This window comes from Eubacterium oxidoreducens (assembly GCF_900104415.1).
In the GTDB taxonomy this organism is placed as follows: domain Bacteria; phylum Bacillota; class Clostridia; order Lachnospirales; family Lachnospiraceae; genus Eubacterium_C; species Eubacterium_C oxidoreducens.
Window position 1 is genome coordinate 14,791 of sequence record NZ_FMXR01000012.1, and the last position, 25,931, is coordinate 40,721.

Consider the following 25,931-nt stretch of genomic DNA (forward strand, 5'->3'; position numbering starts at 1 on the left):
GAGTGTGTCAAGACTTGCATGCGAGTCTTCACACACTCTCGTTTTACGACAAATGGTAGTTACCTAAAATGAATATTTTTACTGTCGTTTACTCTTTTGATAAAATTTTACTGTCGTTTACTCTTTGCGTCAAGAAGTAAAGCGCTATTTGTTACGACAGGAACATGCCAATCTGTTTTTTTACTTTTCGGCCAAGAATCATAGCAACAATCATTTTAATGATATCTTCTGCAATAAATGGAATGACACCTGCGAGAAGTGCGGCTTTAAAGCTCATTCCCCCGCTGTAGGAAAGCCATACGGTACCGATTGCATAGCAAACCCAGGTGCCAAGTAACATGCCAAGAAATTCCGGAATTCGTTTGCCTTGCGCCTTGGTCATAAAGAAGCCGGCAATAAGGATGAGAGGGATGAATCCGATGAGATATCCGCCGGTTGGTCCGAATAATTTGCCGGGGCCGCCTACGAATCCGGAGAAAACAGGAAGTCCGACAAGGCCAAGAAGCAGATAGATGATATAGCTGATAGCGGTGTTCTTTGTGCCGAGTAAATATAATGTGAAATAAAGTACCAGGTTCGTTAATGAGATCGGAACCGGTCCGATTGGTATGGACAGCGGAGCCAAAATGCATGTTACGGCTGTCATAACGCCTATAAAGGCCATAGTTTTAATTGAAATTTTTGGTGTGTTTATTGTCTCGTTCATTGGTTTTGCTTCCTTTCAATATCAAATCCCATTTCTAAGAGCATATCGCGATCCTGGGACATATTATTTCCAACGGTTGTAAGCATATCGCCGGTAATGGTGGCATTGACACCACTTAAGAACAGCTTACGACCGCCATTTTCAAAATAGCTTCTTCCGGCTGCCATTCGAATATAAGCCGTAGGGTTTACATAACGAAACAAGGCGATAGTGCGAAGTACTTCTTCGTTGGTCAATGGTTTGTTGTGACCAAGCGGTGTTCCGGGAACCGGCATCAATACATTAATCGGAATGGACATAATCTCAAGTTCAGCTAAGGTAAGAGCCATATCCACCCGATCATCAAAGGTCTCTCCCATTCCGATGATTCCGCCGCTACAGACTTCAAGTCCGGCAGCTTTCGCACGGGCAATCTCCGTAAGCTTGTCATCGAATGTATGAGTCGTACAGATTTCAGGAAAGAAACGCCGACTGGTTTCGATATTAGCGTGATACATCGAGACGCCGGCATCTTTGAGTGCAAAAAAATCATCCTGTTCGAGCAAGCCGTGGGAAGCGCATAGACGCATATTGGTATGCTGATGCATGAGGCGATAAGATTCTAATAATGTGTCAAAATCATCGCCTTCTACAGTTCTGCCGGCCGTCACAATCGAGTAGGCGTGCACCTTGGCGGCATCCTTAGCCAGGCAGTCATGTAAAAATTCCCTTGGCGTTAACATCTCATACTCATTGCAGGCAGTATTGTGATGCGCTGATTGTGCGCAGAACTTGCAATTCTCAGAGCATCTTCCGGCACGACCGTTGATAATGGTACATAAATCGATATGGTTTCCGCATAAAGATTCACGTATGTGATTGGCACCTTCGCATAACTCATCTACAGGTGTCGTCTCAAAAAACGAAAGGTCGTCTTTCCGGCCAAGTCTTCGGCCGGCAATAATTTCATTAGCTAATTTCATATTGTGTATCCTCTTTGTTTTCTTTGTCTTCCTAGGTCATTATAGGATGATGTCAACCTAAAGTCAACAATAAAATTAACCATAGTTAACATTAAGGGTAACAATCGTTGCGAAAATGGTATGGTTTAACTCAGTCGGAGAAATCCCCCACCTCTAAGCGTTAGCGTAGGTGGGGGTTATGACAAACTATACTCAGTCGGGGTACAAGCTCCGACTGAGTTAAACGCTCCGCGAGGATGCGCACGGATTCGGACAGGAATTTGTCTGCTGAAGCAGACCCGAATCCGGCGCGCAAGACTCGCGAGCGAGTCTTGACAAACAGATGGAACCAAAATCAAAAGTGAAAGACTCTATAGGCGAGTCTTTCACTTTAGTTTGGTTTATATAATGGTTTGGTTAAAGACGTTTTTGTGCATCGGCTTTAGAGGCACTACGCAGAAGTTTAGATTCTTTATCTAGAAGAGCAAAACGCTGTTCGCCATCAAGAAAATCTTCATATGCCATGCTAGGCGTAGCGGAGTCGAGCTTGTAACCAAAATCTTTTGGATGATAGCGGAAGAGTTTCCAATATCCACTTTGCACGGCTCTTAGCTGCTCTGTTTGTGCATGTGACATAGAGCCTCGTATGCCATGACACGTGCATGGAGAGTAGGCGAGTAGGACGGAAGGCCCCGGATAATGTTCCGCTTGAATCATGGATTTTATACATTGATTCATATCAGCTCCCATGGCAATTTGGGCAACATAAACATTGCCAAGTCCAATGAGATAGGAAGCGAGATCTTTTTTGGCGGTTTTCTTGCCCTCCTTGGATAGCGCAGTGACTGCGCCGCGCGGCGTTGCCTTAGAAGGCTGGCCGCCGGTATTCGCATAGGCTTCATTGTCAAAGATAAGAATATTAATGTCCTCACCAGAGGAGAGTACATGATCTAATCCGCCAAAACCAATGTCATAGGCCCAACCATCTCCGCCAAATATCCAGTGCGATTTTTTAGATAGATAATCTTTTAAAGAATCAATAAGCTTATACGAAGGATTGCCTGAGCGGCGGATGCATTCTATAAGCCGATCGCTGGCAAGTGTGTTTCGCTCCCCATCCGAATAGGTGTTTAGCCAATTTAAAGCCGCATCATAGAAAGGACTGTGCGTATCCTTCGTTATAAGAGACGAAATCAATTGATGCAAAGAAGTACGCACATCCTTATAGCCAAGCAGCATACCGTAGCCAAATTCAGCGGCGTCTTCAAACAAGGAGTTCGACCAGGCAGGACCTCTTCCGGATGCAAGTTTGGTATATGGCACAGAAGGAGAGGAGTTGCCCCAAATAGAAGAACAACCGGTAGCATTAGCAATCAGCATTCGCTCGCCAAAAAGCTGAGTCAATAATTTTACATAAGGAGTTTGTCCGCAACCACCGCAGGCACCCGGAAATTCCAATAAAGGCCTGCGAAACTGACTTCCTTTTACGGTGTCGACGTGAAAATAATCCTCTATTTCCTTCTTTTCCGGAAGCGCAGCAACATAATCATATTCATCCTGCAAGGATACAACTTGATCAAGCCGGCTCATACGCAATGCCTTTTTCGGCGCAGGGCATGCAACAATACAACTTGCGCAGCCGGTACAATCCATAGCGGAAATACCAATAAAAAATTGCAGATGCTTCGCTGCTGTCATAGGAATTGGTTTGTTTTTGATTACGGTAGCATTTGCCTCCTTAGCGGTGAGTGCAAAAGGACGTATGACCGAATGAGGACAAACAAAAGAACAATGATTACATTGGATACATTGCTCCGGATTCCAGACAGGAACGAAGATGGCGCTTGCCTTTTTGTCATAAGCGGCAGTACCGCTAGGGCATGAACCGTCTGCGTAAGGAATAAAAGAAGATACCGAAATGTTATCTCCTCTTCGCGCGTGAACCGGCCGGTGTATATGCGTAAGATAGTCAGCCAGATCTGACGGGTATGGCGGCGCATTCTGCGTGTGCACAGTGCGGTTGTTTGCGAAAGCAGCATCGTGTTCAAGTGAAATAGGTTGCAGATAAGACGGCGTCAGCTTGATCGCATTGTAATTACTGTTGACAACCGCATCTCCTTTATCCTGATAATCTACAAGAATCTGCTTTTTTAATAACGCATGGCATTGGTCCATCGGCATGATATTGGCAATGGAAAAAAAAGCGGCAACCATAACAATACCGGTATGTTTTCCAAGACCGGATTTTTGGCTGACAACCTGTGCATTTATGGTATATAGATGCGCTTTTTTTTGGATTAGCATATGGATAATCCGAGGAGATAACTTGCGCATGAATTGTGCTTTCTCATAAGAGGTGTTGATCAAAAGGCTTCCACCTTCTTTTAGTTCTTCCACAATCGGATACCGCTCTAGATATTCAAGATGAGAACAGATTATAAAATCAGCATCATGAATCAGATACGGAGCATGGATGGAAGACTTGTCGTATCTAAGATGAGAAATCGTAAGCCCACCGGATTTTCTAGAGTCGTATTCTGAGTAGGCTTGTGCAAATAACGAGGTGCCATTACCAATTACGCAGGCGGCACATTTGCAGGCGCCCACACTACCATCAGAACCCATTCCCCAGAATTTGGCGCAGACAGGATGCTGCGCATCTATAAAGACAGGAGAAACCGGAAGAGAAAGATGTGTTACATCATCATCAATTCCAATGGTAAACTCTTTACGCTCCTTATTGTGAAAAACAGCGACAATCTGATCCGGAGTTGTATCTTTAGAAGATAATCCATATCTGCCATGCAGGATGGTAACCTTAGAAAATGTAGGATGCATTGCAGATAACACATCAAGATACAAAGCTTCCCCGCCGCTGCCGGGTTCTTTGGCCCGGTCTAATACGCTTACATGAGTAACGGATGTTGGGAGACATTCAAGAAACTTAGCAGCAGAAAACGGACGAAAAAGACGGACATTAATAAGACCGACTTTCTCCCCGCGAGCATTTAGAAAATCCACGGCTTTTTTCACGGTTTCGTTGACCGAGCCCATAGAAACAATGACATGAAGAGCATTCGCATCACCATAATATTGAAATGGTGCATAAGAAGTGCCCAATCGTTCATTTATCATATCCATTTTATGCGCAACAATCTCACAAGCAGCCGTATAGGCAAGGTTACAAGCTTCTCTTTGTTGAAAGTAGATGTCCGGACCTTGCGAAGAGCCCATCACATACGGATGGCAAGGATTCAGCGCATTCTTTCGAAAATCCTCTATTTCCTTTAATGATAGGAAATCTGCAAGGTCTTGCTCCTTCCAAATCTGAATTTTTTGTAATTCGTGAGAAGTGCGAAAGCCATCAAAAAAGAAGATGAATGGCAGACGACATGTCAAAGCACTAAGATGTGCCACAGGAGCAAGGTCAATAATTTCTTGCACACTTGAAGCACATAAAATAGCAACGCCGCTTTGACGAACTGCATAAACATCCGAATGGTCGCCAAAAATGGAGAGTGCATGTGTAGCAATGGTGCGTGAAGCAACATAGAATACGCCGGGGAGTCTTTCGCCGGCAATCTTATATAAATTAGGAAGCATCAAAAGAAGCCCCTGAGAAGACGTAAAAGTTGTAGCAAGACTTCCGCTGGCAAGCGCGCCATGCATGGCAGCGGCAACGCCGGTTTCGGATTGCATCTGTGTAACACTAACGGTTTGTCCCCATAGATTTTTATGATTTTGAAGGGATAAATCACTTACCTGCTCTGCCATATCAGAGGAGGGAGTGATGGGATAGACAAAGGCAGTATCCGTGAAAGGATACGCTGTCCTAGCAGCAGCATAATTGCCGCTTAAAATTTGATATTCTCGCATAAAACATTCCTCCGGTAAAAGTGGAGGCCTCAAAAAGAGGCCTAAGATGTATGCTTTTTCATCACTTTAGTTTAGCAAAGCAATAAAGAATCGAACAGAAACATAAAAGACAAAAAAATGTAAAATTCAAACTTTTACGCGTGGTGCAAAATTTTCAAAATCTGGTTTGTAAAGTGTCTGTTAAATACGAAGCAGTTTCTTTAATCTAATACGTAATCGGGGAAACAAAAACTGAAAAAGAGAAAGGAAGGATAAAATGGTTTACTTATCGGAATTTGTAGGAAGCCTTGTATTCTTGCTGGGGGGATATTGCTACATGAGCAATATAACATTGAAGAATACGTTGATCGGCAAATTGAACTTTGTGGAATTGTCATTTGCATGGTCATTATCGGTTGGCTTCGGACTTTGTATTGCGGTGGTTCTTGGGGGACCCGCACTGTTGAATCCGGGAGTTGTATTTGGACTGTTGTTTTCGGGAGGAATCAGCGCATCGCAGGCAATGCTCTACTTATTAATGGAGTTCCTTGCAGCAGGAGTTGCAGTAGCACTTACGGTAATCAATTTCCATGATAGTTTTAAAGCAAGTGAAGGAATTTCTAAGAGAGGAATCTTTTCTGCGTATCCGGTTCAAAAGAATCTGGTTCTTAACTTTGTACAGGAAGTATGCGCGACCTTTGTATTTTTGTTCCTGGTACTTGCAGCGGTCAATGTAACAGAAGGAAAGACCGCGGCATTACAGATAGGAGCAATTGGATTTGCAGCAGTATTCTTACTGTCGTTGACACTTGATTTAACAGGATTTTCTATGAATGCAATGCGTTCGGTGTTTAGTAGTATCTGGTTTGCACTGATTCCAATACCGAACAAAGAAGGAGAAAAAGTTGATTGGGCATATCAGCTCGTTGTCAACTTGGTAGGAAGTACAATCGGAGGCGTTTTGGCAGTATTTGCAGTAAATGCATGTATGGCAGCGCTAGGATGATAAGGAAAGAAGGCAGGTTGGTTTTATGGAACAGTTAAGCATAAATGGCGATGGACTCACAAGAATTATCCAAGAAGCTGTGCCTGGAAAACAGATCACAATGGCACATATTATATCGAGTCCAAACGAACTGATTTATCAAAAGCTGGGCTTAGATCCGAAGATTGATTATAACAAAGCGGCAATAGGAGTAATGACGCTTTCCCCGAGTGAGACCGCAATAATTGCTGCAGATATCGCAATGAAGAGAGCAAAAATCGATATTGGATTTATAGACCGTTTCAGTGGGACGCTGATTATCACCGGAAGGATAGCAGATGTTTCCATGGCATGGGAAGCCGTGCTTTTGTTTGTGGAAAATCAGATGGGATTTTCTGTTTGTAAGATCACAAAGGCGTAGAAAAGATATGAAAAAAATAATCTTAATCGGGCGTACGGGAACAGGCAAAACTACGCTGACACAAGCCTTAAAGGGAAAACAGATTACTTATCACAAAACACAATATGTCAATCATTATGATGTCATTATTGATACGCCGGGAGAGTATTGTGAGAATCGAACTCTCGCACATGGAATCGTACTTTATGCATATGAAGCAGATGTGGTGGGGCTTATGATGAGTGCAACAGAAGATTACTCTGTTTACAGTCCGAACATTGCATCACTTGCGACGAGAGATGTGATTGGAATCGTCACAAAAATAAATGAGCCAAATGCAAGAGTGGATCTGGCAAGGAACTGGCTGCGCCTTACAGGGTGTAAGACCATATTTTGCATTGATTCCATAACCGGAGAAGGAGTTGCAGACATACTACAGTACTTAAGCGAGACGGGGGATGTTCTTCCATGGGAGAAGTAGATTTCGGTCTTAATTTTACCAGTGTAGGTCTTAAATGTATAAGGGTGTTTAAAAGCTCCTATGTAATAATTTAACTTGTTAAAGTAAAGAACGGCACTTCCCGATAATCGGGGGTAAAAATAGATTGCTGTTGGAAAAATGTAATAGAAAAGAAGGAGGGTTTTTCGATGATAGCAAAAGGTTTTACAGAACCAACAGATCGTGTCAAACGATTGGCTAATGTTATCGTAACTGCATTTCCGGAAGTAGAAGCGGAAAGAGCAGTACTTGCAACAGAGGCGTATAAGGAAACAGAAGGTTTACCAAATGTAATGCGCCGCGCAAAAGTAGCTGAAAAGTTGTTTACGGAATTACCGGTAACCATTCGTGATGATGAATTGATTGTAGGATCACTTACCATTCATCCGCGTTCTTGCCAGATTACTCCGGAATACTCATATGACTGGGTAGAAGCCGAGTTTGATACGATGGAAACACGTATGGCGGATCCGTTTAAGATTCCAAAGGATGTAGCGCAAAAGCTTCATGAGGCATTTTTATACTGGCCGGGTAAGACCGTAAGCGATTTGGCAACTTCGTATATGTCGGAAGAGACAAAGGAATGCCAGAACAATGGGGTGTTTACGGTAGGTAACTACTATTATGGTGGCGTAGGTCACGTATGCGTGGATTACGGCAAGATTATCCAAAAAGGATTTAGAGGTGTAATCGAAGAAGTTGTGCATGCGATGGAAAGCATGGATCGTATGGATCCAAGTTATATGAAGAAACAACAGTTCTATAATGCGGTAATCATCACATACACAGCAGCTATCAAATTCGCACATCGTTATGCGGATAAAGCAAGAGAAATGGCACAGGTTGAGATGAATCCGACAAGAAAAGCAGAGCTATTGCAGATTGCATCAAACTGTGACAGAGTTCCGGAAAACGGAGCAACGAATTTCTATGAAGCATGCCAGGCATTTTGGTTTGTACAGCTCATGCTTCAGATTGAATCATCCGGTCATTCCATTTCGCCTGGAAGATTTGATACATATATGTATCCGTATTACAGGGATGATCAAAATATTACAAAAGAGTTCGCACAAGAACTTATCGATTGTATTTGGGTAAAATTAAATGATTTGAATAAGACACGTGATGCTATTTCCGATCAGGCATTTGCCGGATATGCAATTTTCCAGAATCTCGGAGTTGGTGGTCAGGATGAATGCGGAAGAGATATCACGAATGATATTTCTTATATGTGTATGGAAGCTTGCGCGCATGTTCGTCTTCCGGCACCTTCGTTCTCCATTCGTGTACATGAAAACACACCGGATGAGTTCTTGTATCGTGCATGCGAACTTGCAAGATTAGGACTTGGTGTTCCGGCTATGTACAACGATGAAGTTATCATTCCGTCACTGGTGAATCGAGGAGTCAAGCTCGAGGATGCAAGAAATTATTGCATCATCGGTTGTGTAGAACCACAGTGCCCACACAAGACAGAAGGATGGCATGATGCAGCGTTCTTTAATGTGGCAAAGGTTATGGAAATCACGATGAACAACGGACGCGTAGGCAATAAGCAGTTAGGTCCGGTAACCGGTGAGATGAAAGACTGGAAAGATATTGAAGATTTCTTTACAGCATTTAAAAAGCAGATGGAATACTTTGTATATCATCTTGTGGAAGCAGATAACGCAGTGGATCTTGCACATATGGAAAGAGATCAGCTTCCATTCCTTTCTGCACTCGTAGATGATTGTATCGGACGAGGCATGTCAGTTGAAGAAGGCGGAGCAATCTATAATTTTACAGGTCCACAGGCCTTTGGTGTTGTAGACGTAGGTGATTCTGCTTATGCAATGCAAAAACATGTATTTGAAAATAAAGAAATTACGGTTGCACAGCTGAAAGAGGCTCTTGACCATAACTTCGGTTATCCGGTTGATAGCTCTACGCAGGCAGAAAAGGCATTTGACGCAGCAAGAATGAATGGTGGTGTTATGCCGGCAACTACGCAGGCAGTGCAAAGCGATGAGCAGAAAGTATATGAGATTGTAAAGAAGATTTTAACCAGCAATGGTTCTGTTGATTTGGCAACCGTTACGGATGCTGTCAACAGCAATATGAATGCAGCTGCTCCGGCAGCAGGCGGAACCGATTACTTCGCAATCAAGCGCCTGATGGAGAAAACAGACTGGTACGGTAATGATATTGATGAAACAGATTATGTATCTGCGAGAGTTGCACGTATCTATAGTTCTGAGGTAGAAAAGTATACCAATCCAAGAGGCGGTCAGTTCCAGGCAGGCTGTTATCCGGTATCTGCCAATGTACTCTTTGGTAAGGATGTTGCGGCACTTCCGGATGGAAGACTTGCAACAACACCGCTTGCAGATGGTGTATCACCAAGAGCAGGAAAGGATGTAAGTGGACCGACTGCAGCAACAAACTCAGTTGCGAAATTGGATCATGAATACTTCTCAAACGGAACACTTTACAACCAGAAGTTTACACCGTCAGCAGTAGCAGGAGATGAAGGACTTATAAACTTTGCTTCCGTAGTTCGCAGTTACTTTGATCATAAGGGAATGCATGTGCAGTTCAATGTTATTGATCGTCAGACATTGATTGACGCACAGGAGCATCCTGAACTGCATAAGGATCTGGTAGTGCGAGTTGCCGGATACAGTGCTCATTTTGTTACATTGGCAAAAGAGGTACAGGACAATATTATTGAGCGTACAGAGCATGTATTTGGGGCAGGCGGATGCTAATCAAAGGAGAATGATATATGGACCGGATAAATTACGCACTGGAAGGTCTTGTATTTGATATACAACGGTTTTCTGTAAATGATGGCCCCGGAATCCGTACAATTGTTTTTTTGAATGGATGCCCTTTGAGATGCGAATGGTGTTCGAATCCGGAATCGCAATTGTTAAGACCGGTTGTTATGTTTAATGAGCTTGAATGCATTCATTGCAAAGCGTGTCTTTCAGTATGTAAACAAGGAGCAATTAGTCCTGAGAATAAGGCGTTAATCGATTATAGTAAGTGTGTCGGCTGCGGAGAATGTTCATTAGTGTGCCCGGTGGATGCATTGGTCATGAAAGGTCGAAAGATGACAATCGAACAGGTCGTAAAAGAACTGAAAAAAGACGGGACGAATTATCGGCGATCCGGAGGTGGTCTTACCATTTCCGGAGGAGAGCCGCTTATGCAACATGAGTTTACGAAAGAGCTGTTAAAGGCTGCGCACGCACAAGGCTGGAATACTGCCATAGAAACAACAGCCTGTGCAAGTGAAGAAGTGATACGAGATGTGTTACCTCATGTAGATCTTGCATTGGCCGATGTTAAGAATATGGATGCACAGGTTCATAAGCAATATACCGGGGTTTCGAATGAACAGATACTTTCCGGAATCCAGTTAATCTCACAGATTACAAATATCTGTGTACGAGTACCGGTAATACCGGGATTTAATGATAAAAAAGAAGACATTAAGCGGATTGCACAATTCGCTAAGACTTTAAACCAGGAACATCTAAAAGGGGTAAATCTATTACCGTATCATTCGTTGGGTGAAAACAAATATAAGATGCTTGGACGCGATTATCTTCTTCATGGAGTGAAAATGATAGAAAAAGAAGATATAAGTGTTCTAAAGGATGTAGTGGAACAAAGTGGTGTAAATTGTCGTATTGGTTAAATGAATGAATGGAGGAAAAAAATGGATCAGCAGTTAATTGAAAAAGTAATGAAGCAGGTTTCCGATGAACTTGCAGCTACTAAAACTGCATCTGCAAGCGCATCATCGACAGCACCGGCATGCGATGCATGCTGTGGCGATAGTGTAGGGCTTACAGAGTTTGTGGGAACAGCGATTGGGGACACAATCGGACTGGTAATCGCAAGCGTTGACCCAATGCTTACAGATGTAATGAAACTTGGAAATTACCGCTCGATAGGTATCATCGGTGGGCGTACCGGAGCGGGCCCGCAGATTATGGCAGTTGATGAAGCTGTTAAGGCAACAAATACGCAGGTGATTTCGGTAGAACTTCCAAGAGATACAAAGGGAGGAGCAGGACATGGCTCATTAATCATCATCGGTGCAGAAGATGTATCGGATGCGAGAAGAGCAGTGGAGATTGCGTTAAATGTACTTCCAAAGTATTTCGGAGATGTGTATGGAAATGAGGCAGGACATCTGGAGTTCCAGTATACAGCAAGAGCAAGCTATTGTCTGGAAAAGGCAATGGGTGCAACCAGAGGCAGAGCATGGGGAATGACCTGTGCAGGTCCGGCTGCAATCGGAGCGATTCTTGCCGATACTGCAGTCAAAGCAGCGAATGTGGAAGTGATTGGATACTCTTCACCGGGTAATGGCGGAACAAGCTATTCAAACGAGTGTATCCTCACCTTTACAGGTGATTCCGGAGCAGTCAGACAGGCTGTCAGAGCGGCAATCGAAGTAGGTAAGAAATTACTTGGTTCGCTTGGCGGGGAACCGGAATCAACAACAACACCATATATTTAGGAAATAGTTAGAAGGAGGATTTATTATGAATGCAGATGCATTAGGTATGGTTGAAACCAAAGGACTTGTAGGTGCAATTGAGGCAGCCGATGCAATGGTAAAGGCAGCAAATGTTTCATTATGTGGCTACGAAAAGATCGGATCAGGACTTGTAACCGTAATGGTTAGAGGAGATGTAGGAGCAGTAAAGGCTGCAACAGATGCAGGAGCAGCTGCTGCAAAGGCAGTGGGAGAAGTTGTTTCTATCCACGTAATTCCTCGTCCACATATGGATACGGAAAAAATTATTCCAAAGTCATTGGTTGATTAATTCAAAGCAAATGGCAGACTGTGGGTAAAGGCTGCTTTTAAGCGGTCTTTACCTTCCTATATTGAGGTGACCCATGGAATTAAATGAAAAAGAATTACGGTCGTTAATAGAGCGGGTCATAGAGCTGACTGTGGATGCGATAAAAAATCAAGACAATAAGGTATTGGTTGTGTATTCGGGAAATGACAAAAAAAGATGCGTAAGAACGCTTCGTACTCTAAGGGCAGAAGGAGTTGGCGAGATTACGCTGGTTGCGACACAAGAGCAACTTGACTGCGAGAATTTTGTCAAGGAAGTATGCACAATCTGTAAACGCATTGTCACTCCGCAAAGCATACAAGAAGAACCGTTCATTTATGACAAAATGATATTTCCTGTTATGCCAAGAAGTGTGCTGGCTAAGTGTGCGCTTGGCATCTCGGACATTTATGAAACCGAGATGGTTAAGATGGCATTTGAGGAGGGAATCGAAATAACCATAGCCCGGGGTGGTCTTGATAAATTTACGGGAAATGAACCTTTGGAATACCAGCAGAGAATAATGGGTTATATCAGGACCCTTGTAGAATATGGTATACACATTCAATTCGATACGGAAGGTAGGTGAGACGATGCAAGAGGCGTTAGGATTAGTGGAAACGAGAGGAATCTCGACAGCAATAGAGGTTGCTGATGTTATGGTAAAAGCGGCAAATGTTAGGATACTTGAGCTGGAGAATAGCCGAGGAAGTGGCTATATGACAGTAAAGATAGTTGGAGATGTTGGTGCGGTAAAGGCTGCAGTAGATGCCGCGAAAGCAGAAGCAATAAAATATAATAATCTGGTATCGGCATCTGTCATTCCGAGACCGGCAGATGGCATGGCGCAGATGTTTTGCAATCCAAAAGTTCCGTATCAGTCCGCAAATAAAAAACCGGTTTCATACGTAAAAAGTGACAAACCAATCAAAGCAAAAAGTGAAGATATAGCAAGTAAACCGGTCGCAAAGTCGATTCCGTTGCAGGTTGTAGAAGAGCCGGTAAAGAAAGAAGAGCCGCCAAAGAAGGAAGAGCCGCCAAAGAAGGAAGAGCCGGTAAAGAAGGAAGAGCCGGTAAAGAAAGAAGAGCCGGTAAAGAAAGAAGAGCCGGAAAAGAAAAAAGAGCCGCCAAAGAAGGAAGAACCGGTAAAGAAGGAAGAGCCGCCAAAGAAAGAAGAGCCGGTAAAGAAAGAAGAGCCGCCAAAGAAGGAAGAGCCGCCAAAGAAGGAAGAGCCGGTAAAGAAAGAAGAAGCGGCAAAGAAGACTATCGGAACGAAGGCAAAAGGAAAGACTTCTAAGAAAAAGAACTCTTCGAAAGGAACGAAATAGCGTATGATTTTGGCAAAGGTAATCGGAACTGTGGTAGCTACACGTAAGGATGAGACGCTTGAGGGAACAAAGCTTATGATTGTTCGCCGCGTTGATACAGAGGGAAAATACATTGAGCCGGAAGCGGTGGCAGTGGATTATGTTGGATGCGGAATAGGAGAGTTTGTACTTTGTGCAACCGGATCATCCGTACGAGTGGAAGAAAGCAAAAAAGGAAAAACAATTGATATGGCCGTAATCGGTATCATTGATAGTGTGGATAAGGCCGGAGCTTAACAGAAAAGACAAAGAGGGTAGAAATCATGGAAGCTGGAATTTTTTCGTCAGTCAATGATGCAATATATTTAGTAAAAAAGGCGCATGAGAGATATCTGATGTTGTCGCTTGAAGATCGGGATGAAATTGTAGAGGCGATAAGAGAAAAATTGTTGCCTCAGATTGAAATTCTTGCCATGTTATCACAAGAAGAAACCGGAATGGGGAACATTTCGGACAAGCGACGAAAACTGAAAGCTGCAATTGCAAATACTCCGGGAGCCGAAGACCTTATAACAGAAGTCAAAACAGGTGATAGAGGAATGACACTATATGAACTTAGTTCGTTTGGAATCATCTGTACGATTGAACCGGTAGGTAGTCCGGCAGCATCTATAGTGAATCATGTAATCGGTATGGTTGCAGCCGGAAATGCCGTCGTGATATGTCCAAATCCAAGAGCAGCCAAGACATCGATTTACGTAACCCGCATAATCAATCAGGTGATTGTGGAGACTTGCGGAATTGATAATTTGGTTGTGTGTGTAGATGAAAGCAATATTGCGAAAGTGCAAGAGATTATACATCATCCGGATGTGGATTTGGTGGTATGTAATGCAGAAGAAGATGCACTAAACGGTTCTTATGGCTGTTTGAAAAAGGTGATTGGTGAGGGAGAAGCCAGCAGCGTAGCGATGGTGGACGAAACAGCAGATGTTTCAAAGGCAGCATATGATATTGTGCAAAGCGCCTCATTTGACAACAATCTTATGCATACATCAGAAAAAACGGTGGTTGCAGTAAAGCAGATACAGCACGAATTAGAGGAAGAATTTCGAAAGAACGGCGTATGTATCCTAGAGCGTGAAGAAGAAATCACAAGATTAGAAAGGCTGATTCTTCGGGAAGATGGATTGGTAAGAAGAAAATGGATGGGACAGTCTGCAGATAAGATCTTGCAGGCGGCTCAGATTCCTTATGAAGGAAAGGTAAAGCTGATTGTGGTGAAAACATCGCAATATCACCCGTTTGTAAATAGGGAAGTGAGAGCACCGCTCATTGCACTCGTAGGAGCAGAAAGCTATGAGGAAGGATTAGAGATGATGCTCGCAATAGAACAAAATTACAAACATACAGCTGCCGTACATTCGACATCCATTGACCGATTGAATGAAGTAGCAAAAAAACTGCAGACAGCAGTATTTGTCAAGAATGGACCGGCGCTTGCAGGCATTGGAATGCTAAGAGCAAATGAACCATTTACCATGATGGTTGCAAATGTTACCGGAGAGGGAACGGTAAGTTCAAGACATTATACCAGAAGAAGAAAATGCATGCTTACGAATGGGTTCTCCATTCGCTAGGGGATAAAATGAACCAGATTTATATAAAGACAAAAGTTGTATCCGGGGAGGATTCCCTAGAGCGACTTGGAAAATTCGAAGACAAAACAATATGGCTGATAGCAGATGCTTTTTTAGTAGATAATAAAAGCGTAAATCAGATAACGGAAAAGCTTGACAAGTCCAACAAAGTGGTTGTTTGCAGGGATGTGGTTCCGGACCCGCCACTTGAAGTGGTTGCAAAAGGAGTAGCATTGATACACAGCGTTCAGCCGGACATTATCATAGCGTATGGTGGAGGTTCGGCAATTGATACAGCAAAGGGTGTCATCTACTTTTCCAGACTCGCAAAATACGAAAAAGAATTGCGGTTTATTGCAATACCAACAACAAGTGGAACCGGTTCGGAAGTGACATCTGTAACGGTCATTACGGATACACAAACACAGATTAAATACCCGATTGAGGATGATGGGATTTTGCCGGATGAGGTAATCTTGTGTCCGCGTCTTACCGTGTCGGTGCCACCGGCGGTAACGGCAAATACGGGAATGGATGTGTTAACGCATGCACTTGAAGCCTATGTCGCAACAGGAGCTAATACCTATTCTGATGCGCTGGCAGAAAAGGCAATTGAACTTGTGTTTCACTATTTGAAGCAATGCTATCATGAAGGCGACAACCTGATGGCAAGAAGTAGGATGCAAGAAGCGTCGAATCTTGCGGGTAGCGCATTTAATATCGCCGGACTTGGCATGAATCACTCTATAGCACATCAACTTGGAGCTTTGTTTCATTTGCCGCATGGACTTGCAAATGCATTAATCCTAAATGGGGTAATCAGGAAAAATGCAGAGTATGAGGATATGAAAAAAAGGTATGCGATATTAGCCAAAAAGCTGAATATTGCTTCGCTGGATACGAAGGATGATGATGCAGTAGAGTTATTATGTTCTGAAATCAGAAAATGTCAGCAGGAGATGACAATGCCGCTTACATTGCGAGAGTGTAACGTGACAACGTCTATGCTGCAAGACAAAATCGATATAATCTACCAAAATGCAATGAACGATCGTTGTACGCAGACGGCAAAATACGTCTATAGTAAGGGGGAGATTGTAAATGTACTTTTTGGTCTGTTATAATTATGAATTGGTAGAACGATATAATTACAGAGAGTCTTGACTTTCTGCAGGCAGATTGAAAGTAGTAGGTATTATATGGGACAGAGGGATTCTTTTGAAAGTAGAGGAGTAGTACAGACGGATTCTTTTGAAAAGCAGGTAAATGTAGATTTAAATCATTTTGATATCGTGCATTTATTTGGAAAGGAGAAATTAGAAGAAATCCAGGAGAAGATTTCAAAGGTTACGGGGTTGGCATTTGTTACCGTTGATTATAAAGGCGAGCCTGTGACAAAATCTGTTTCTTTTACGCGTTTTTGCCAATGTGTTAGAGGCAATCATATAACAGAGCAAGGATGTTGGTCTTCCGATGCATACGGTGCTATTCAAGCAGCAACAACAAAGAAATCATGCATATATTTTTGTCCATGTGGTTTGCTTGAGGTTGCAATTCCGCTCATTGTAGAAGGGCATTACCTGGGCGGGTTCATAGGCGGACAGATTCTATGCGAAGACGCGCCAAAGGATATTGTAAGATTAGAGGCGATTTTCGACAGGACAGAGCTGATCAAACAAAGCGGAATTGACATGAGTCTGAAACAAGAAGCTACGAAACTTACATACGAACAGTTTTGTAATGCGTCTGAGCTGGCAGCAATGATTATCAGACAGATGACAGAAAGCGAGATTAGTAAGCTTGAACGCAGCATTACAGATCATGGAAAGATAGAAAGTCTAAAGCAGGAAAATAAAAATCTAAAATATCAAAATAAACTGAAAGAACTTCGAATTTCCGCTTTGAGTTATGAGAAGAGCCCGCAGTTTGTGATTAATACCGTTACCACGATTGCGAATCTTGCCATGATTGAAGGGGCAACCGAGACGAATGAGGCGTTGATTGTGCTGGCCGAATACATCAAATCAATGATGAATACAGACAGTTTCATTTATATGATAGACGAGATTGATAATGTGGAAAGGTATCTGCAGATACAAAAGATTCGTCATGGTGACAAGTTGAGCTACAACATAGAGATTCCGGAAAAGATGCGAATGCAGAGAATGCCGGCGTTGATCTTACAGCCATTTGTACAGCAGGCTGTTGAGCACGGGATTAGTTTGAATGAAAATGGTGGACTGATTCAAATCGTGGGAAGATACGTCGGAGATGACGTGATGATTTATGTCGAAGATGATGGACCGGGATTAGGAAATGAAGCGATAGAACAATTCTACAGCACCTATGACAGGTATGGTGATGGCGATGGAATTCAACAAAGTATAGAACGGGTCAGTAGGAGAATCAGAACTCTTTTTGGTAAAGAATATGATATTACCACGGAAGTAGTAGAAGGAAAAGGCCGAAAGGCATGCATAAGATTTCCAAAGTATTTTGATGAAAGGATGGACGCCGATGAATCGCATCCTAATAGTTGACGATGATCAAATAATGCGAAAAGCTCTTAGAGTAATGGTTGGAAAGATTGATGGTTTTATCGTATGTGCAGAGGCAATGAACGGAAAGCAGGCACTTGAAGCATACGAAAAGTATAAACCGGATATTATTTTCATGGATCTTGTTATGCCGACCATGACAGGCGTTGAAGCGGCTGAAATCATTCGAAAAAAAGACAGTGATACCATTATCTATTTTATCAGTGCATATAATAATTTTGAGTTGGCAAAACAGGCCGTCAAACTGAAAGTAAATGAATATCTGGTAAAGCCGGTATCTATGAAACTTCTCAGCGATGTACTGATGAATCAGAGAGTAGAACAAGAAAGCAAAATAGGCTATTACCTTGAACTTCTAGAAGAAATTGTGGAACAAAAGGATTTTAAAAATGCCTATCATAAGCTTCCGGGAATTATCAAAGAAATATACGAAAAATATGGCCAGAATAATGAACAACTGGTCAGTAATTTCAGATATTTAGGACAACGATTGCTCGTATCAGCTCAAAAGATGGACGGACAAGCGAAAGAAATCGATGAGTTGTTTGCAATCAGTGAATTGCATATTGGAGAACCAATGCTTGGAGAAATGTGGATGTTTAAAGTAATCAACCACGTATTTTTAAAAAACAGCATCCGAAGGTATCCGGTGCTGGCAAATGTTTTTTCCTATATCGATAATAATATTCATGAAGAAATCGGGTTAAGTCAGATTATTGATAATTGTGCAATTTCACAAGGATATTTAAGCAGAATTTTTAAAGACCAGTTTAATGTAAGCGTGATGGAATATCTTCACATGAGAAAGATACATCTTGCAAAAGGATATTTTTATCTGACAAATGATAGTGTTGCAGAAGTTGCATTTAAACTGGGTTATAACGAAAGCAGTTATTTTAGCAAGGTTTTCAAAAAGTATGAAAATATGACAATACAACAATATAAGAAATCAGTAATAGCATCAAATTAAACAGGCGGGTGAAGAGATGAGTGAACACTATGTAACATCAGAATCCGTGACGGAGGGTCATCCGGATAAACTGTGTGACCAGATCTCGGATGGGATATTGGATTTTGTTCTACAGCAAGATCCAAAGGCGCATGTTGCTGTGGAAACAATGGTATCAAAAAACACGATTATGATAGCCGGAGAACTTTCCACGACAGCTACGGTAGAGATACCGGCCATAGCCCGAACGGTACTTAAGGAAATCGGATACACATCAGAAGAAAGCGGCATAGATGCCGACAAATGTATGATTCTGACAAATATAAATATACAGTCAACCGATATCGCGATGGGTGTTAATAAATCAAGCGATAAAGAAGAAATCGGGGGTGGCGATCAAGGTATCATGTATGGATATGCCACCAACGAAACTTCGAACTACATGCCCATCACCATAGAGTTGGCGCATAAACTGGTAAGGCGGCTTGCGACAGTTCGAAAAGAAGGAATACTACCGTGGCTTTACCCCGATGGCAAAGCACAAGTAACGGTAAAATATAATGACGACGATAATCCATTCTCGCTGGAGGATATCGTTCTTTCTGCCCAGCATTTTCCCTCAATTCATTATGATTATTTAAAAAGTACGCTCTTGGATGAAGTGATTTATCCGGTACTTGCAGGACAATTTAATATAGAACAGACCAAAATCAAGATTAATCCAACCGGAAGATTTGTGATTGGCGGACCGGCAGGTGATACCGGTGTGACCGGCCGAAAAATTATGGTCGATACCTATGGCGGTGTTGCAAGACATGGCGGTGGAGCTTTTTCCGGCAAGGATCCGACAAAGGTGGATCGAAGTGCAGCATATATGGCCAGATATGTCGCTAAGAATGTTGTTGCGGCAGGTCTTGCAGACAAGTGCGAAATCTCCATTGCTTATGCAATCGGCCAGATTCAACCGGAGGCTGTGAATGTGGAAACTTTTGGAAGTGAACATATTGAGTGTAAAATCATTGAAGCTGTTGTAAGAGAACTCTTTGATTTTTCGGTAGCCGGTATGATACGAACATTGGATCTTAGAAAGCCTCAGTATCAAAAGACTGCAGCATATGGACACTTTGGAAGGGAGGATGCAGGATTTGGCTGGGAACGATTAGATATGGTGGAAAAGTTAAGGCAAAGAGCGATAGCAACACAATATACGCAGTTATTACGAGAAAGAGAAGTGAAATAAATGGAAATGGGTGTAATGAGTCAAGAAGAACTTATAAAAAAAGTTGTGGATAATGTAATAAAACAACTTCAAGAATTTGATGAGATGAAGATTCCTATCGGGGTATCAAACCGGCATGTACATGTGTCAAGACAGGATCTGGATATCCTTTTTGGAAAAGGGTATGAACTCACCAAAAGAGCTGACTTAGGTCAGCCGGGGCAATTTGCTGCAGAGGAAACCGTGACAGTAAGAGGTCCAAAGGGAGAGTTTCAAAAAGTAAGAATATTAGGTCCGGTGCGAGAGCAAAGTCAGGTAGAAATCTCGCTTACAGATGGATTTCAGCTGGGTGTGAAGGCTCCGATTAAAGAATCCGGTCAACTTGATGGAACTCCGGGAGTTACGCTGATAGGGCCGCGCGGAATGGTGGATATGCCGCAAGGAACGATTGTTGCGCTGCGACATATTCATATGACGCCGGAGCAGGCAAGCCGAATGGGGCTGAAAGATAAAGATATAGTGGAGGTGGAGACATATGGAGAAAGAGCCGGTGTACTTGGCAATGTGCTTGTTCGAGTGTCCGACAAATATGCCTTGGAAATGCATGTAGATATTGACGAAGCGAATGCATGCTTGCTCAAGAATAAGGATTACGTAAAGATTAAAAGATAATGGAGTGGTAAGTAGTGATTATAGAAAAAGGTGTGTTGGATTCGTTCGCGACATTGGTGGAGACAGAAACGGTCAATTCGTATGATGGTCCGCTGAAAGTCGGAGTGGATTTGGGGACGGCCAATATTGTATTGGCAGTAGTTGATGAAAATAACGAACCTGTAGCCGGGGCGATGTTTCCGTCAACGGTAGTGAAGGATGGAATTGTAGTGGATTATATGGGTGCCATCCAAATCGTAAAGGGCTTAAAAGAACAGGTAGAGCAGCGTCTCGGAACGGTTTTAGAAGAGGCCGCTTGTGCAATTCCGCCGGGGGTTGTATCGGGAAGCGTAAAAGCAATTTCCAATGTGGTAGAAGGAGCCGGATTTGATGTAATCAATATTGTGGACGAACCAACTGCGGCTGCAAGCGTTTTGGATATCAAAGACGGAGCGGTAGTAGATGTCGGTGGGGGAACGACCGGAATCAGTATTATCAAGGATGGGGAAGTGATATATACCGCAGATGAACCAACCGGAGGTACCCATATGACCTTGGTGCTGGCGGGGTACTATAATCTGGCCATGGAAGAGGCCGAGGCTTTAAAAAAGAATAGTGGTAAGGAAGCGGATATATTTCCAATTGTAAAACCGGTCATACAAAAGATGGCAACGATAGTCAAAAACTTTTTAAAAGATTATGAGGTACCGGCAGTCTATGTAGTTGGGGGAGCATGTAGTTTTAAGGAATTTGCAGCAGTCTTTGAAAAAGAGCTGGGAATTCCAACGATAAAATCGAATCAACCGCTTTTGGTTACTCCGTTAGGAATTGCCATGAATAGCGTAAAACAATAAAAGGAGAAGGAAGGAAAGAATAGTTATGGATATTGATGTAAATGTGATTGAACAGATGGTAAAAAAGGCAATTGCACAGGTGTCAAATGAGGGAAATATTACTTGTGCGCCCAGCGCACAGCAGAGGGGAAATTATGGTGTGTTTGATACGATGGATGGAGCGATTGAAGCTTCTGTGATAGCACAAAGACAGTTGTTACGTTCTAGTATGGAAGAGCGCAAGATTTATGTTGATGCAATTAGACAGGCAGTCTTAAATCGCGAGAACTTAGAGATGATTTCTCTACTGTCGGTAGAAGAGACTCAGATTGGAAAGTATGAGCACAAAATTATAAAAAACAGACTGGCGGCTCAAAAGACTCCGGGAATCGAAGATCTGATTACCGAGGCACAGTCCGGAGACAATGGTCTTACCCTGATTGAATATTGTGCGTTTGGTGTAATTGGGGCAATTACTCCAACGACCAATCCAACAGAAACGATCATCTGCAATTCCATTTCCATGATTGCAGGTGGAAATACGGTAGTATTTAGCCCGCATCCAAGGGCAACCAAGGTATCGCATTTGTTGGTAACCATATTAAATAAGGCATTAGAAGAAGTGGGCGCACCGGCCAATATGATTACAACCGTCAAGGAACCTTCTATAGAAAATACGAATGCGATGTGTGAGCATCCTAAGATTAGAATGCTGGTTGCGACCGGTGGACCATCTATCGTAAGAAAGGTTATGTCTACGGGAAAGAAGGCAATCGGAGCAGGAGCAGGTAATCCTCCGGTAGTAGTAGATGAAACGGCTGATATTGAAAAAGCGGCAAAGGATATCATTGATGGTTGTTCTTTTGATAATAATGTACCTTGCATTGCAGAAAAGGAAGTATTTGCAGTAGATCAAATCTGTGATTATCTTATTCACTGCATGAAATTAAATGGTGCGTATGAAATGAAAGATCCGGCCATGATTGAGAAGTTAGATGCACTTGTGACGAATGAAAAGGGAGCACCGAAGGTAGAGTTTGTCGGAAAGAGTGCAAAGCATATTCTTGGAAAACTGGGAATAACAGTAGGTGATGAAGTACGTGTCATTATTATGGAAGTGAATAAAAATCATCATTTGGTAACAGAAGAGATGATGATGCCGATTCTTCCGGTGGTAAGATGTCATGATGTAGATGAGGCAATTGAAGAAGCGTATGTTGCAGAAAATGGAAATCGTCATACCGCAATGATGCATTCTAAGAATGTGGATAAGCTGACGAAGATGGCAAAACTTTTAGAAACTACAATCTTTGTTAAGAATGCTCCTTCTTATGCAGGAATTGGAGTTGGTGGAGAAGGACATACCACATTTACCATTGCCGGACCTACCGGAGAAGGCCTTACAAGTGCAAGATCTTTTTGCAGAAAGAGAAAATGCGTGATGTCCGACGGATTGCATATCAGATAGTCGAAAGGGGCTGCCATGGAATTATTAGAGCAGATAAAAAATGCCGGAATTGTGGGTTGTGGAGGCGCAGGCTTCCCAACCCACGTCAAGCTGAATTGTGAAGTGGAATATTTAATTATTAACGCAGCCGAGTGTGAACCGTTGCTTCGAACAGACAGATATCTTATGCTGAATGCGGCACAAGAGGTGATTACAACGATTGAAAAAGTTGCGAAAATGACTAAGGCGAAAAAGGTCTGTATCGCATTAAAAGAGACCTATCACGATGAGATTGCATCGCTAAAAGAAGTGATAGAAAAAAGCGGAAGTATCGTAGAATTATTTTTGCTCAAGAATTTCTATCCGGCCGGTGATGAGCAAATCATGGTATTAGAAGTGACAGGGCGAACGGTTCCGCCAAGTGGTATTCCTTTAGATGTAGGGGCGGTTGTTTCGAATGTAGCAACTATGTATTCCATATATGAAGCATCTTGTGATGTGGTTTTTACAGAAAAATATCTTACGGTGACAGGAGCAGTACAAAATCCGATAATCGTAAAGGCACCTCTTGGTACTTCGTTGGCGCAATGTATTGAAGCCGCCGGAGGGGTCACGGTAGAGAATTATCATATTTTAATTGGTGGACCTTTGATGGGAAAGGTATATCCTAAGGAGGAGCTAGAACAACATTTTGTCACCAAGACAACATCGGGAGTTGTAATCGTACCGGATGAAGCACATCTGGTGAAAATGCGAGAAACACCTTTGCGGCATATTCAAAAAAGAGCAAAGGGTTCTTGCATACAGTGCCAGACGTGTACGCAGATGTGCCCAAGATATTTAAGCGGACATCCGTTATCGCCACACAAAATTATGCGTAAAATGGCATATGTAAATGATGTGACGACAATCTTGAATGATCCGGATGTACAAGAAGTAATGACATGCTCGGAGTGTGGAGTGTGCGAGGCTTATGCCTGTCCAATGGGGCTTGCGCCAAGGCAGGTCAACATCTATATCAAAAATGAGCTTCGCAAATCCGGATTCAAATATGAAAAGGATACTGAGACAACGTTTCGGTATCGACAAGATCGTGAATATCGGAGAATTCCTTCTCATAGAATTGCAGCAAGACTTGGAGTAGAACAGTATTATGATTATACCATAAGAGAACGAAGGACACTTACACCGGATAAAGTAACGATATCTTTGCAACAGCACATTGGTGCTCCGGCTGAGCCGGTAGTAGCAGTTGGAGATTATGTAAAACAAGGTAGCTTGATTGGCGAAATTCCACCAAAGGCACTTGGTGCCAGGGTGCATGCATCAATTGCAGGTAAAGTTACGAAGATAGAAAATGGTTTTGTGACAATTGAAAAATGATAAGGAGAAGCTCGCATGATTACAATTGGATTTTTAGAAAGCAATAGCATTGCAAAAGGGATAGAAGGTGCTGATGCAATGCTTAAGGCTGCAGAGGTAAGACTTGTAACGTCACGTCCAAGTTGTCCGGGTAAATATCATATTATGGTATCGGGAGAAGTATCTGCAGTACAATCGGCGATGGAAGCCGGCAAGGAAGTGATAAGTGATTCATTGATTGATGAGCTTGTGATTCCAAGAGTTCATCCGCAGGTGATTGAGGCAATTAATATGTCAACAATGCCGGAGACAATTAAAGCAGTTGGAGTAATGGAATATTTTTCTGTTGCAGCTGCGGTAGTTGGTGCAGATGCAGCTGTAAAAGCAGCTGGAATTACTTTGATGGAGGTGCGTTTGGGTACCGGAATCGGAGGGAAATCTTTTGTTACGATGACAGGAGATGTATCGGCGGTGGAAGCTGCAGTCAGCGCCGGAATTGAAGAAGCTGTGGAAAGCGGTATGCTGATTAGTAAGGTTGTCATTCCGCATCCACATAAAGACTTGCTAGAAACTCTTCTATAAATATTAGAAATAAGCAAAAAGGAGCTGTGCACGAATTAGTGTATAGCTTTTTTTTGCCATAAATGCGGCCTGGAGTTTTCTCTATTGATGGAGGGGAGGATACAGCGGATGCATATCCAAATGAAGGATGGAGAAATTGTGATAGAATCCGGATCTATGGATTATTTACAGAATACATGATAGAATTTAGTCCTAGATGATAATCGTAAGCAGTTAAGGATGGTTATGATATGTGGGATATTATTATGGAAGGAATCTGGTATCTGCGAAACTTCTTTGGTAATGTATTCGTATTATTTGTCATAGTCAGTGTGATACTGGTTTATGTGACGGCACTTTTGCTGAAAAATAAAGAAGCAAAAAGTATCGGAGAAAAAAGGATCGCGCTTGTAACCGGAGCCTCTAGCGGACTTGGACACGCGTATGCAAGGCAGATTGCAGCGACGGAGAAGGACATTGATGAAATCTGGCTTGTGGCAAGACGCGCAGAGCGCCTTGAGAGTCTGGCGCAGGAGCTAAGCCGGATGAATATGAAGTCTAAAGTTTTTGCGCTTGATTTGACAGAAAAAGAAAGCTATCAGATTATAGAAAGTGAACTAAAAAAGCAGCAAGTTCGTATTGGCCTGCTGATTGTCTGTGCCGGCTATGCCAAGATTGGCAATTATGAAAGAGTCAGTCGGTATGACAGCGGACATATGATTGACTTGAATTGTAAGGCAGCAGTTGATACAACGTTAGTAGCTCTTCCTTTTATGAAGGCAGGAGACCGTATTATGGAGGTATGTTCAACCGCAGCATTTCAGCCGCTACAGCACATGAATATCTATGCCGCAAGTAAGGCGTTTTTATATAGTTACACCAGAGGACTTAGGATGGAACTTTTGCCTCGCAAGATTAAGGTGACGGCTGTATGTCCATATTGGATTAAAGATACCGAATTTATAGCAGTAGCAAAAGATGATGAGAAGATGGTCATAACCATAGCGCTGTTCGACACTTTCCGTTTTCCACAAAGGCAGAGCCTGTGGCAAGACGCTCGCTTTTGGCATCGAGAATAGGACTTGCTGTAGCAACACCGGGAATTTTTTGCATCATACATAGAATCTTTGCAAAAGTGATTTCCAAAGAAGCTGCAATGTACATATGGGAA

23 protein-coding genes and 1 pseudogene are annotated in these 25,931 nt (G+C 42.6%); 21 read left to right on the forward strand and 3 right to left on the reverse strand.

Going from position 1 to position 25,931, the window contains the following annotated elements:
• Positions 1–151: 151 nt before the first annotated feature.
• The 3 genes from BLS20_RS08430 to nifJ form a co-directional block, all read right to left on the reverse strand.
• Entirely contained in the window at positions 152–706 is a 555-nt protein-coding gene (locus BLS20_RS08430; RefSeq protein WP_090173937.1) for a biotin transporter BioY, read from the reverse strand.
• Positions 703–1,668: a biotin synthase BioB gene (bioB, locus tag BLS20_RS08435; protein ID WP_090173938.1), complete on the reverse strand. Its 966-nt coding sequence runs from the start codon at positions 1,666–1,668 to the stop codon at positions 703–705. Before bioB ends, BLS20_RS08430 begins: the two co-directional genes overlap by 4 nt.
• Positions 1,669–2,064: 396 nt before the next feature.
• Positions 2,065–5,523, reverse strand: a complete 3,459-nt coding sequence (nifJ, locus tag BLS20_RS08440) for a pyruvate:ferredoxin (flavodoxin) oxidoreductase (protein ID WP_090173939.1) — start codon at positions 5,521–5,523, stop codon at positions 2,065–2,067.
• Between the two features lie 256 nt (positions 5,524–5,779).
• Between nifJ and BLS20_RS08445 the strand changes: the two genes are divergently transcribed.
• From BLS20_RS08445 to BLS20_RS08545, 21 genes and pseudogenes are all read left to right on the forward strand, one after another.
• Positions 5,780–6,508, forward strand: coding sequence for an aquaporin (locus BLS20_RS08445; protein WP_090173940.1), 729 nt, complete (start codon positions 5,780–5,782; stop codon positions 6,506–6,508).
• Between the two features lie 25 nt (positions 6,509–6,533).
• Positions 6,534–6,908: a BMC domain-containing protein gene (locus tag BLS20_RS08450; RefSeq protein WP_090173941.1), complete on the forward strand. Its 375-nt coding sequence runs from the start codon at positions 6,534–6,536 to the stop codon at positions 6,906–6,908.
• 7 nt (positions 6,909–6,915) lie between these two features.
• Entirely contained in the window at positions 6,916–7,368 is a 453-nt protein-coding gene (locus BLS20_RS08455) for a EutP/PduV family microcompartment system protein (protein WP_090173942.1), read from the forward strand.
• A gap of 167 nt (positions 7,369–7,535) precedes the next feature.
• Complete coding sequence (locus BLS20_RS08460) at positions 7,536–10,136, forward strand: glycyl radical protein (RefSeq protein ID WP_090173943.1); 2,601 nt, start codon at positions 7,536–7,538, stop codon at positions 10,134–10,136.
• 17 nt (positions 10,137–10,153) lie between these two features.
• Entirely contained in the window at positions 10,154–11,074 is a 921-nt protein-coding gene (locus BLS20_RS08465; RefSeq protein WP_090173944.1) for a glycyl-radical enzyme activating protein, read from the forward strand.
• Between the two features lie 21 nt (positions 11,075–11,095).
• Positions 11,096–11,905, forward strand: coding sequence for a propanediol utilization microcompartment protein PduB (pduB, locus tag BLS20_RS08470; RefSeq protein WP_090173945.1), 810 nt, complete (start codon positions 11,096–11,098; stop codon positions 11,903–11,905).
• Between the two features lie 25 nt (positions 11,906–11,930).
• Positions 11,931–12,215: a BMC domain-containing protein gene (locus tag BLS20_RS08475; protein ID WP_090173946.1), complete on the forward strand. Its 285-nt coding sequence runs from the start codon at positions 11,931–11,933 to the stop codon at positions 12,213–12,215.
• A gap of 73 nt (positions 12,216–12,288) precedes the next feature.
• Positions 12,289–12,822, forward strand: coding sequence for a hypothetical protein (locus BLS20_RS08480; protein WP_090173947.1), 534 nt, complete (start codon positions 12,289–12,291; stop codon positions 12,820–12,822).
• Positions 12,823–12,826: 4 nt separating this feature from the next.
• Positions 12,827–13,561, forward strand: coding sequence for a BMC domain-containing protein (locus BLS20_RS14030; RefSeq protein WP_090173948.1), 735 nt, complete (start codon positions 12,827–12,829; stop codon positions 13,559–13,561).
• Between the two features lie 3 nt (positions 13,562–13,564).
• The gene (locus BLS20_RS08490; protein WP_090173949.1) at positions 13,565–13,837 is read left to right on the forward strand and encodes a EutN/CcmL family microcompartment protein; all 273 of its coding nucleotides are present in this window, start codon (positions 13,565–13,567) and stop codon (positions 13,835–13,837) included.
• 20 nt (positions 13,838–13,857) lie between these two features.
• Positions 13,858–15,180, forward strand: a pseudogene (locus BLS20_RS08495) (aldehyde dehydrogenase); the annotation flags it as partial.
• An 8-nt stretch (positions 15,181–15,188) separates the two neighbouring features.
• The gene (locus tag BLS20_RS08500) at positions 15,189–16,304 is read left to right on the forward strand and encodes a 1-propanol dehydrogenase PduQ (protein ID WP_090173951.1); all 1,116 of its coding nucleotides are present in this window, start codon (positions 15,189–15,191) and stop codon (positions 16,302–16,304) included.
• A 75-nt stretch (positions 16,305–16,379) separates the two neighbouring features.
• Complete coding sequence (locus BLS20_RS08505) at positions 16,380–17,720, forward strand: sensor histidine kinase (protein ID WP_090173952.1); 1,341 nt, start codon at positions 16,380–16,382, stop codon at positions 17,718–17,720.
• The gene (locus tag BLS20_RS08510; RefSeq protein WP_090173953.1) at positions 17,680–18,708 is read left to right on the forward strand and encodes a response regulator transcription factor; all 1,029 of its coding nucleotides are present in this window, start codon (positions 17,680–17,682) and stop codon (positions 18,706–18,708) included. Before BLS20_RS08505 ends, BLS20_RS08510 begins: the two co-directional genes overlap by 41 nt.
• Before the next feature lie 16 nt (positions 18,709–18,724).
• Positions 18,725–19,927 carry a methionine adenosyltransferase gene (metK, locus tag BLS20_RS08515; protein WP_090173954.1) on the forward strand — a complete coding sequence of 401 codons (1,203 nt, stop codon included), beginning with the start codon at positions 18,725–18,727 and terminating at the stop codon, positions 19,925–19,927.
• Positions 19,928–20,578, forward strand: a complete 651-nt coding sequence (locus BLS20_RS08520; protein WP_423230177.1) for a phosphate propanoyltransferase — start codon at positions 19,928–19,930, stop codon at positions 20,576–20,578.
• A 14-nt stretch (positions 20,579–20,592) separates the two neighbouring features.
• Positions 20,593–21,411: an ethanolamine utilization protein EutJ gene (eutJ, locus tag BLS20_RS08525; protein ID WP_090173955.1), complete on the forward strand. Its 819-nt coding sequence runs from the start codon at positions 20,593–20,595 to the stop codon at positions 21,409–21,411.
• Between the two features lie 25 nt (positions 21,412–21,436).
• On the forward strand, positions 21,437–22,858 hold the full coding sequence (locus BLS20_RS08530; protein ID WP_090173956.1) for an aldehyde dehydrogenase family protein: 1,422 nt from the start codon (positions 21,437–21,439) through the stop codon (positions 22,856–22,858).
• Between the two features lie 15 nt (positions 22,859–22,873).
• Entirely contained in the window at positions 22,874–24,220 is a 1,347-nt protein-coding gene (locus tag BLS20_RS08535) for a 4Fe-4S dicluster domain-containing protein (RefSeq protein WP_090173957.1), read from the forward strand.
• Positions 24,221–24,235: 15 nt separating this feature from the next.
• Positions 24,236–24,781, forward strand: a complete 546-nt coding sequence (locus BLS20_RS08540) for a BMC domain-containing protein (RefSeq protein WP_090173958.1) — start codon at positions 24,236–24,238, stop codon at positions 24,779–24,781.
• Between the two features lie 230 nt (positions 24,782–25,011).
• Positions 25,012–25,839: an SDR family NAD(P)-dependent oxidoreductase gene (locus BLS20_RS08545; protein ID WP_242870556.1), complete on the forward strand. Its 828-nt coding sequence runs from the start codon at positions 25,012–25,014 to the stop codon at positions 25,837–25,839.
• The last annotated feature ends 92 nt before the right edge of the window (positions 25,840–25,931 follow it).

Bases quoted from the DNA above. Each gene is read 5' to 3' on its own strand.
- BLS20_RS08430 (WP_090173937.1), bottom strand. From the start codon at position 706: ATGAACGAGACAATAAACACACCAAAAATTTCAATTAAAACTATGGCC.
- bioB (WP_090173938.1), bottom strand. From the start codon at position 1,668: ATGAAATTAGCTAATGAAATTATTGCCGGCCGAAGACTTGGCCGGAAA.
- nifJ (WP_090173939.1), bottom strand. From the start codon at position 5,523: ATGCGAGAATATCAAATTTTAAGCGGCAATTATGCTGCTGCTAGGACA.
- BLS20_RS08445 (WP_090173940.1), top strand. From the start codon at position 5,780: ATGGTTTACTTATCGGAATTTGTAGGAAGCCTTGTATTCTTGCTGGGG.
- BLS20_RS08450 (WP_090173941.1), top strand. From the start codon at position 6,534: ATGGAACAGTTAAGCATAAATGGCGATGGACTCACAAGAATTATCCAA.
- BLS20_RS08455 (WP_090173942.1), top strand. From the start codon at position 6,916: ATGAAAAAAATAATCTTAATCGGGCGTACGGGAACAGGCAAAACTACG.
- BLS20_RS08460 (WP_090173943.1), top strand. From the start codon at position 7,536: ATGATAGCAAAAGGTTTTACAGAACCAACAGATCGTGTCAAACGATTG.
- BLS20_RS08465 (WP_090173944.1), top strand. From the start codon at position 10,154: ATGGACCGGATAAATTACGCACTGGAAGGTCTTGTATTTGATATACAA.
- pduB (WP_090173945.1), top strand. From the start codon at position 11,096: ATGGATCAGCAGTTAATTGAAAAAGTAATGAAGCAGGTTTCCGATGAA.
- BLS20_RS08475 (WP_090173946.1), top strand. From the start codon at position 11,931: ATGAATGCAGATGCATTAGGTATGGTTGAAACCAAAGGACTTGTAGGT.
- BLS20_RS08480 (WP_090173947.1), top strand. From the start codon at position 12,289: ATGGAATTAAATGAAAAAGAATTACGGTCGTTAATAGAGCGGGTCATA.
- BLS20_RS14030 (WP_090173948.1), top strand. From the start codon at position 12,827: ATGCAAGAGGCGTTAGGATTAGTGGAAACGAGAGGAATCTCGACAGCA.
- BLS20_RS08490 (WP_090173949.1), top strand. From the start codon at position 13,565: ATGATTTTGGCAAAGGTAATCGGAACTGTGGTAGCTACACGTAAGGAT.
- BLS20_RS08500 (WP_090173951.1), top strand. From the start codon at position 15,189: ATGAACCAGATTTATATAAAGACAAAAGTTGTATCCGGGGAGGATTCC.
- BLS20_RS08505 (WP_090173952.1), top strand. From the start codon at position 16,380: ATGGGACAGAGGGATTCTTTTGAAAGTAGAGGAGTAGTACAGACGGAT.
- BLS20_RS08510 (WP_090173953.1), top strand. From the start codon at position 17,680: ATGAAAGGATGGACGCCGATGAATCGCATCCTAATAGTTGACGATGAT.
- metK (WP_090173954.1), top strand. From the start codon at position 18,725: ATGAGTGAACACTATGTAACATCAGAATCCGTGACGGAGGGTCATCCG.
- BLS20_RS08520 (WP_423230177.1), top strand. From the start codon at position 19,928: ATGGAAATGGGTGTAATGAGTCAAGAAGAACTTATAAAAAAAGTTGTG.
- BLS20_RS08530 (WP_090173956.1), top strand. From the start codon at position 21,437: ATGGATATTGATGTAAATGTGATTGAACAGATGGTAAAAAAGGCAATT.
- BLS20_RS08535 (WP_090173957.1), top strand. From the start codon at position 22,874: ATGGAATTATTAGAGCAGATAAAAAATGCCGGAATTGTGGGTTGTGGA.
- BLS20_RS08540 (WP_090173958.1), top strand. From the start codon at position 24,236: ATGATTACAATTGGATTTTTAGAAAGCAATAGCATTGCAAAAGGGATA.
- BLS20_RS08545 (WP_242870556.1), top strand. From the start codon at position 25,012: ATGTGGGATATTATTATGGAAGGAATCTGGTATCTGCGAAACTTCTTT.